This window comes from Vibrio sp. Vb1166 (assembly GCF_033338695.1).
Classification (GTDB): domain Bacteria; phylum Pseudomonadota; class Gammaproteobacteria; order Enterobacterales; family Vibrionaceae; genus Vibrio; species Vibrio alginolyticus.
On record NZ_JAWOTE010000012.1, the window covers coordinates 151,805 to 159,178 of the forward strand.

General features: G+C 46.4%; 6 protein-coding genes. 1 reads left to right on the forward strand and 5 read right to left on the reverse strand.

The annotated features are described in order from the left end of the window. Nucleotides 1-399: 399 nt before the first annotated feature. The 5 genes from hslU to priA form a co-directional block, all read right to left on the reverse strand. Nucleotides 400-1,731 (reverse strand): HslU--HslV peptidase ATPase subunit, encoded by a 1,332-nt coding sequence (gene hslU / locus R7E51_RS14135; protein WP_025768349.1) that lies wholly within the window; start codon nucleotides 1,729-1,731, stop codon nucleotides 400-402. Nucleotides 1,732-1,754: 23 nt separating this feature from the next. Then, entirely contained in the window at nucleotides 1,755-2,306 is a 552-nt protein-coding gene (hslV, locus tag R7E51_RS14140) for an ATP-dependent protease subunit HslV (protein WP_005383176.1), read from the reverse strand. A gap of 115 nt (nucleotides 2,307-2,421) precedes the next feature. After that, nucleotides 2,422-2,970: a cell division protein FtsN gene (gene ftsN, locus R7E51_RS14145; RefSeq protein ID WP_017820300.1), complete on the reverse strand. Its 549-nt coding sequence runs from the start codon at nucleotides 2,968-2,970 to the stop codon at nucleotides 2,422-2,424. 225 nt (nucleotides 2,971-3,195) lie between these two features. Continuing rightward, nucleotides 3,196-4,224 (reverse strand): DNA-binding transcriptional regulator CytR, encoded by a 1,029-nt coding sequence (gene cytR, locus R7E51_RS14150; protein ID WP_254901949.1) that lies wholly within the window; start codon nucleotides 4,222-4,224, stop codon nucleotides 3,196-3,198. A 303-nt stretch (nucleotides 4,225-4,527) separates the two neighbouring features. Next, on the reverse strand, nucleotides 4,528-6,732 hold the full coding sequence (gene priA, locus R7E51_RS14155; protein WP_206957933.1) for a primosomal protein N': 2,205 nt from the start codon (nucleotides 6,730-6,732) through the stop codon (nucleotides 4,528-4,530). A 296-nt stretch (nucleotides 6,733-7,028) separates the two neighbouring features. Here priA and rpmE point away from each other — a divergent pair, with 296 nt between their 5' ends. Continuing rightward, the gene (gene rpmE / locus R7E51_RS14160) at nucleotides 7,029-7,250 is read left to right on the forward strand and encodes a 50S ribosomal protein L31 (RefSeq protein ID WP_005379546.1); all 222 of its coding nucleotides are present in this window, start codon (nucleotides 7,029-7,031) and stop codon (nucleotides 7,248-7,250) included. The last annotated feature ends 124 nt before the right edge of the window (nucleotides 7,251-7,374 follow it).

The following is a 7,374-nucleotide window of genomic DNA, read 5'->3' on the forward strand; positions in this document are numbered from 1 at the left end:
AGTCACCGTCATTCTGAACAGCGAGGAACGAATGTGATTCAGAATCGATCATCCGATTGTGCGGTGATTAAGGTGAGAGAGGAAAAATAGGCGTCTGTTGTTACCAGGTTCTTAGTCTCGCTAGATCTCGCTAGAATGACCAGACCTTTTGATTTAGATGTCGTCTAAGTGACCGTCATTCTGAACAGCGAGGAACGAGTGTGATTCAGAATCCATCATCCGATTGTGCAGTGGTTAAGGTGAGAGAGAAAGAATAGGCGTCTGCTGTTAGCAGATTCTTAGCCTCGCTTGAGCTCGCTAGAATGACGAGATCCTTGATTTGGGTGTTGTCTAAGTCACCGTCATTCTATACAAAAAGCCCAGAAACAAGGTTCTGGGCTTTGGTAAAATAGATTGCGATTAAAGAATAAAGCGGCTTAGATCTTCATCTTCAATTGTGTCGCCTAGGCGCGCTTTCACGTAAGCGGAATCAATAACGAATTTAGCGCCAGATTGCTCCGCTGCGTCGTAAGAGATTTCATCCATCAAGCGTTCCATTACGGTGTGTAAGCGACGAGCACCGATGTTTTCTGTGCTTTCGTTGACCGTCCATGCCGCTTCCGCGATTTGCGTGATGCCGTCTTCTGTGAATTCGATGTCCACATCTTCCGTTTTCATCAACGCAACGTACTGCTCTGTTAGAGAGGCTTTTGGTTCTGTCAGAATGCGTTTGAAGTCGTTGCTGCTTAGTGCTTCTAGCTCAACACGAATTGGTAGACGACCTTGCAATTCTGGGATCAAGTCAGATGGTTTTGCCACTTGGAATGCACCAGATGCAACAAACAGAATATGGTCTGTTTTTACCATGCCGTGCTTGGTTGATACCGTGCTGCCTTCAATCAATGGAAGTAGGTCGCGCTGAACACCTTCGCGTGAAACGTCTGGGCCTGAGCTCTCGCCGCGTTTACAGATCTTGTCGATCTCATCGATAAATACGATGCCGTTGTTTTCAACGTTGAAAATCGCTGCTTCTTTTAGCTCTTCTTGGTTTACCAGTTTCGCCGCTTCTTCTTCCGCTAACGCTTTCATTGCGTCTTTGATTTTCAGCTTACGTTTTTTCTTAGTGTCGCCTGCCAGGTTTTGGAACATGCCTTGCAGCTGGTTAGTCATCTCTTCCATACCAGGAGGCGCCATGATCTCTACGCCCATTTGTGGTGCGGCTACGTCGATTTCAATTTCTTTATCGTCTAGTTGGCCTTCACGCAGTTTCTTACGGAAGATCTGGCGAGTGTGAGAAGACTCTTCCGTTTGCTCTGCTTGACCCCAGCTATCACGTGCTGGTGGCAGTAGCGCATCAAGAATGCGTTCTTCCGCTTGCTCTTCTGCGCGGAATTTCACTTTCTCCATCGCTTGTTGATGCGTCATTTTCACAGCGACATCGGTTAGGTCACGGATGATGGTTTCAACTTCTTTACCAACGTAACCCACTTCGGTGAATTTTGTCGCTTCAACTTTGATGAAAGGGGCATTTGCCAGTTTTGCGAGGCGTCGTGCGATTTCAGTCTTACCAACACCAGTAGGGCCAATCATCAAGATGTTTTTTGGCGTCACTTCGGCACGCAAGCTTTCTTCAAGCTGCATGCGGCGCCAGCGGTTACGAAGTGCAATCGCAACCGAACGCTTGGCTTTTTCTTGACCGATAATGTGGCGGTTCAATTCATGAACGATTTCGCGAGGCGTCATTTCAGACATATTCTTTCCTTACTTCGTTACGATTACGCGGTTGGTTTTTCAGGCTCTACTGTTGAGTCTAGCTCTTCTACCGTGTGGTGATGGTTAGTGAAGACACAAATATCACCCGCGATATTGAGAGCTTTTTCCGCGATCTCACGAGCATCTAGATCTGTGTTTTCTAGTAGGGCGGTTGCGGCAGCTTGTGCGTAAGCACCACCAGAGCCAATCGCAATCAGGTCGTGTTCTGGCTGTACGACATCACCATTACCGGTAATGATTAACGATGCGGTTTCGTCGGCAACGGCAAGTAAGGCTTCGAGCTTGCGCAAAGCACGATCGCTACGCCAGTCTTTGGCTAGCTCAACTGCCGCTTTGGTTAGGTGACCTTGGTGCATTTGCAGTTTGCTTTCGAAGCGCTCAAAAAGGGTGAAGGCATCCGCAGTACCGCCGGCAAAGCCCGCTAGTACTTGGTTGTTGTATAGGCGGCGAACTTTGCGCGCATTACCTTTCATTACGGTATTGCCTAGAGATACTTGGCCATCACCCGCGATGACGACTTTATTATTTCGACGTACAGATACAATGGTAGTCACAGTCGACCTCTTGATTATTTCTCTTTGGATTTAATTCAGTATATGGGGGAGGAGAAATGGGGATTCAAGGGGGCAAAAAGAAAGGCCCTAGGATCTTAGCTCCTAGGGCCTGAGTTTAAAGATTTTCTTTCCAAATCGCACACGGCTCGATTTTCGCGCGTTGCAGTTTATGACGGTCACGTTCTGCATCACGTTTGAACTTATACGGACCTAGCACCACGCGATACCATGAACTGCCTTCTTTCTTACGAATCTTGCTCGACATCCCTTGGAACGCGATTGCAAGCTTGCGCTCTTCGGCTTGTGCCTGAGTTTTGTACGCGCCACACTGCATGATGTAAGGAATTTTAGAAACTTCAATTTCTTTGGCCACAACTTCAACTTCACGTTTCGGTAGTGACTCAACATATTCCCATTTTTCTTCTGGTGGTGGCGGCAAGTCTTTTTTCGGCTTTGGTTTGCTGACAGTGGTTGTTGGCTGCTTCACGACTGGTTGTTTAGGTTCTGGGTCGCTACTCAAAAGGTAAAGACCATAGCCAAAACCGCCCACGAGCAAGATAGCGAGCAGGCCACTGCGCCAAGGTTTTTTTCTTCTCGGCGGCTGTTTTTTTGTCGACTTTTTTGGGGCGCCTCGCCCCCGTCTTACATAATCTCTATTTGCCACGGTTATTTCTGGTCATCAAGGATTCTTGCAAATATGTTAATCCAGAACGAGTTGAGAAAACACCCTATTGATAGAATCTTGATAGCTAAAGCGCGACAACGCCCGAGTGTAGGAGTGTGTTTCTGTTCTCGCTTATATTTATTCGGGGATATACAAAAAGCAGGAGGGGTAAATAAAAAAGCGGCGCCTTAGCACCGCTTTGGGGATGAATACCTAATCTTTAGGTTAAGGGCGCTGTGGTGGCGCTGCACTTCCACGAATGACGAGATTAGTTTCAAGCAGACGCGAGCCTGAATGCACGTCGTGGCCTTTTAACATCTCGAGCATCATTAGCATCGCTTGTCGACCAATCTCATAGCGAGGTTGAGAGATGGTGGTCAACGGTGGATCGCAGTACTGAGCGAAGTTAATGTCATCAAAGCCCACAACAGAGAGATCTTGCGGTACTCGTAAGCCAAGCTTTTTCGCTTCTTGAATTGCGCCGATGGCCATTGTGTCACAGTGACAGAAAATAGCCGTTGGTGGTTCTGGCAATTCGAGCAGTTTACGAACGGCTTTTGCTCCGCCATCAAAAGAGAACTCAGTAATGACACTATATTGTGGATCTTTATTGATGCCGGCACGGCGCAGGGCTTGTTGGTAGCCTTGCTGGCGGAACTGACACAATATTGCTGTATCTGGTCCAGAGATTTGAGCAATGCGTTTATGACCTAATTGGGTCAGGTAATTCACCGCTTCAAATGCTGAGGTCAGGTTATCAATATGTACTGTCGGAAGCTCGAGCTCTGGCGCAAATTCACACGCCATTACCATCGGAGGTAAGTTCTTTTGCTCTGGCTTACTGACATCGAATGGTAGATCTGTACCAAGCAGTAGCATTCCATCTGCCTGCTTAGTAAATACGAGGTTAACGAAAGAGCTTTCGCGTTTCTTCTGTTGTCCGCTATCGCCCAGCAGGACTAGATAGCCATGTTCCATGGCTGCATCTTCAATACCGCGAATAATTTCAGAAAAATAAGGATCACAGATGTCGGGAACGATAGTAACAATGGTTTTTGATTCGTTTCTACGTAAGTTACGCGCTAATGAGTTTGGAGAATAACCCGCTTCAAGTACGGCATCTTCTACTCTCTTTCTTGTAGAAGAAGAGACTTTCTCTGGATTCATTAAGGCTCGAGATACCGTAGCCGTAGACACTCCCGCAAGCTGGGCAACATCCTTCATTGTCGCCATAGTTTTTAACCTCTCATTTATTTTTTGCCAAGATGACGTTATTCCGGTTTGAAATCAGAGTAATCAAACCGAGTTAGAGCTGTATTTGCTCTTCGCTCAGTTCGTGTTAACGAGTGGGAAAATGGATTCTTCACCGCGATATCAATTTGTGGGAATAGTCATTGTTTTAATCTAAGCCTGTGCAAACAAGTCACTTTAGACTTTTCTAATTTGGATAGTCTATTCATTTCTAAAGTGAAAGTTACGGTCTGTTTAACAAAAATTGTAATCTTGGTGTGATTCTGGTCACATTAAATGGTAATTCATTACATAGTTAAACGTTTGCTAGCTGAGATCTTGTGGTTCTATGTCTAAATTCCAGCGTACTTTCTTAGCGTTTGGCAACAACTCAATAGCAGGTTTGGCACTGGTTAATAACTTTTGCATCAATGAACGATGCTGAGTTTGCAGTAATAGTTGCCAACGGTATTTACCAGCCCGCTTGGCCAAAGGTGAAGGAGTAGGGCCTAACACCATGCAGGAATCATCGAACAGAGGGTGTGACTCTAACGTAAAGCGAACTTGACGCAGGAAGTCTTCAACTATCTCACTTTGGTTCGCCTCTGCTTTAAACAGAGTCAAGAAACTATAAGGCGGAAGCTGAGCCAGTTTGCGTTCTTCCAGAGCTGTCATAGCAAAGTGGCGATAGTCTTTTTGAAGCAGGGCCTGCAGCAAGCTGTGCTCAGGATGGTGGGTTTGTAGGATAACCTCGCCAGGTTTACTTGCGCGGCCGGCACGACCTGCGACTTGAATAAACAACTGCGCTAGTCGCTCGGAAGCGCGGAAGTCACTACTATAAAGAGAGCCATCAACATCCAAAAGAGCAACGAGCGTTACATTTGGAAAATGGTGCCCCTTAGCCAGCATTTGGGTGCCAATCAGAATTTGATGTTCACCTTTACGAATCGATTCAAGGGCATCTTCCAAACTACCTTTGCGACGTGTGCTGTCTCTGTCGATGCGAATGGCTTTGTATTCTGGAAATAACTGAGCCAATTGTTGTTCGAGTTGTTCCGTTCCTACGCCGACGGTAACCAATTGAGTTGAACCACACCCCTGACATTGATGAATTACCGGTTGTTGTGAGCCGCAGTGATGGCAGCGTATTTCGTTGCTGTAATGGTGGAACGTATAGTACGCATCACAGCGTTTACATTCTGCAATCCAACCGCATTCATGGCACATCAAAGCGGGCGAAAAGCCTCGGCGGTTAAGAAACAACATTACTTGATTGCCAGCTTTTAAATGCTTGCGCATCTCGGCAATCAGTTGGGCAGATAAGCCACTTTCTAAATACTGACCTTTTACATCTAACACTTTATTAGTGGTTGGCACGGCAGAGCCAGCTCGTTGGGTTAGTGTTAAATGGTGATATTTGCCTGACAAGGCATTGTGCAATGTCTCCAGTGCAGGTGTGGCTGAGCCCAGAACAATCGGAACTTGTTCTTTATGAGCGCGCATTACAGCAACATCGCGTGCATGATAACGCAAGCTATCTTGCTGTTTGTAAGAGGTGTCATGTTCCTCGTCCACAATGATAATCCCGAGATCAGCAAAAGGCGCGAGTAGGGCAGAGCGTGTGCCGATAATGATTCCGGCCGCTTTGTCGCGTGCAGAAAGCCACGCATTCAGACGCTCCGTCTCGTTTAACCCTGAGTGGATGACGTCAACTGGCACATTAAAACGGCGTTTAAAGCGGTTGATGGTTTGGGGCGTTAAGCCAATCTCTGGTACTAAAACCAAGGCTTGTTTCCCTTGCTCTAAAACTGGCTTGATAAGGTTGAGGTACACTTCTGTCTTACCTGAGCCCGTGACGCCTTCTAATAAATAGGAGGCAAAACCTGTTTGGCTATTTACACTCGCAATAGCCAGCGCTTGTTCGTGGTTGAGCTTTGGCTTTTCGACGTTGCATTCAACGTGCTGTCCCCACTGGGTGATTACAGGCTTCTTCTCGATACGTTCAATCCAGCCTTTCTCTTCTAAAGACTTTAGTACTGTTGAGGCTATCTCTTGGTCGACAAATTCCTGGTGAGGCAAAGCGCCGTTAACCAACATTTGCAAGACCTTCTGTTGTTTGACCGCTCGACGATCAAGCCCTTGCATCAGCTTGTCTTTACCGGATTCGGTAATTTGCCACTCTTGTAGCGTCGCAAAATCTGCAGGCTTTCCTTTACGTAGAGCTGCTGGCATCGCATTGTGTAGCGTATCTCCAAGTGGGTATTGGTAGAACTGGCTGCACCAAGTCAGCAACGAATAAAGCTTTTCAGACCATATCGGCTGAGAATCAAGAACTGCTTTGATTGGCTTGAGTTGATCTTTGGGAAAGTCCGAGTGATTAACCATCGCGGTGACGATGCCAACTAACGTTTGGCGTCCAAAAGGTACGGAAACACGTCCACCAATGATCGGAAACAGGTGCCCCGGAATGGCGTAATCAAATTGTTTGTCGAGCGGAACGGGTAATGCCACTCTAGCAATGGTTGGACGCATAAATTCTTAGCTATTAAAAAAGAGGGAAAGGAAATGAGAGTCTATTAAAATCGGTATGGAAATTCGAGTAAAGCTATGTGATTCAGCGTGAATCGTGCCTCTATGATTAGTCTGGCTAAAAAAGTGGCGAAAAAGTTGCCAAATGTGTTGATCCGAGCAATGTGATTCTTTACTATATCGCGCCTTGAGATATGGCTTCGGCAATTAGTTGATGCGGTATCCCATTTTATTATTAATTGCGTGTGGTGTGCGGCTTAGATTCGTATAGCGACACGGCCTACTATTGAGGTTATCCCATGAAAGCTGGTATCCACCCAGAATACAAAGCAGTAAAAGCGACTTGTTCTTGCGGCAACTCTTTTGAGTTCAACTCTACTCTAGGTAAAGAGTCTATCCACCTAGACGTATGTGACAAGTGTCACCCATTCTACACTGGTAAGCAACGTATCGTTGATACAGGCGGCCGTGTTGATCGCTTCAACAAGCGTTTCGGTGCACTATCAAGCGGTAAGAAATAATAGCAGCCGCTATTACGATTACAGTTTAGAAAAGGACGCTTCGGCGTCCTTTTTGTTTTCAGCCCTAAACCACCTACTTCAGTAGGTGGTTATCATCCGTTTCGGCTTTGCCTGTAAAACTACT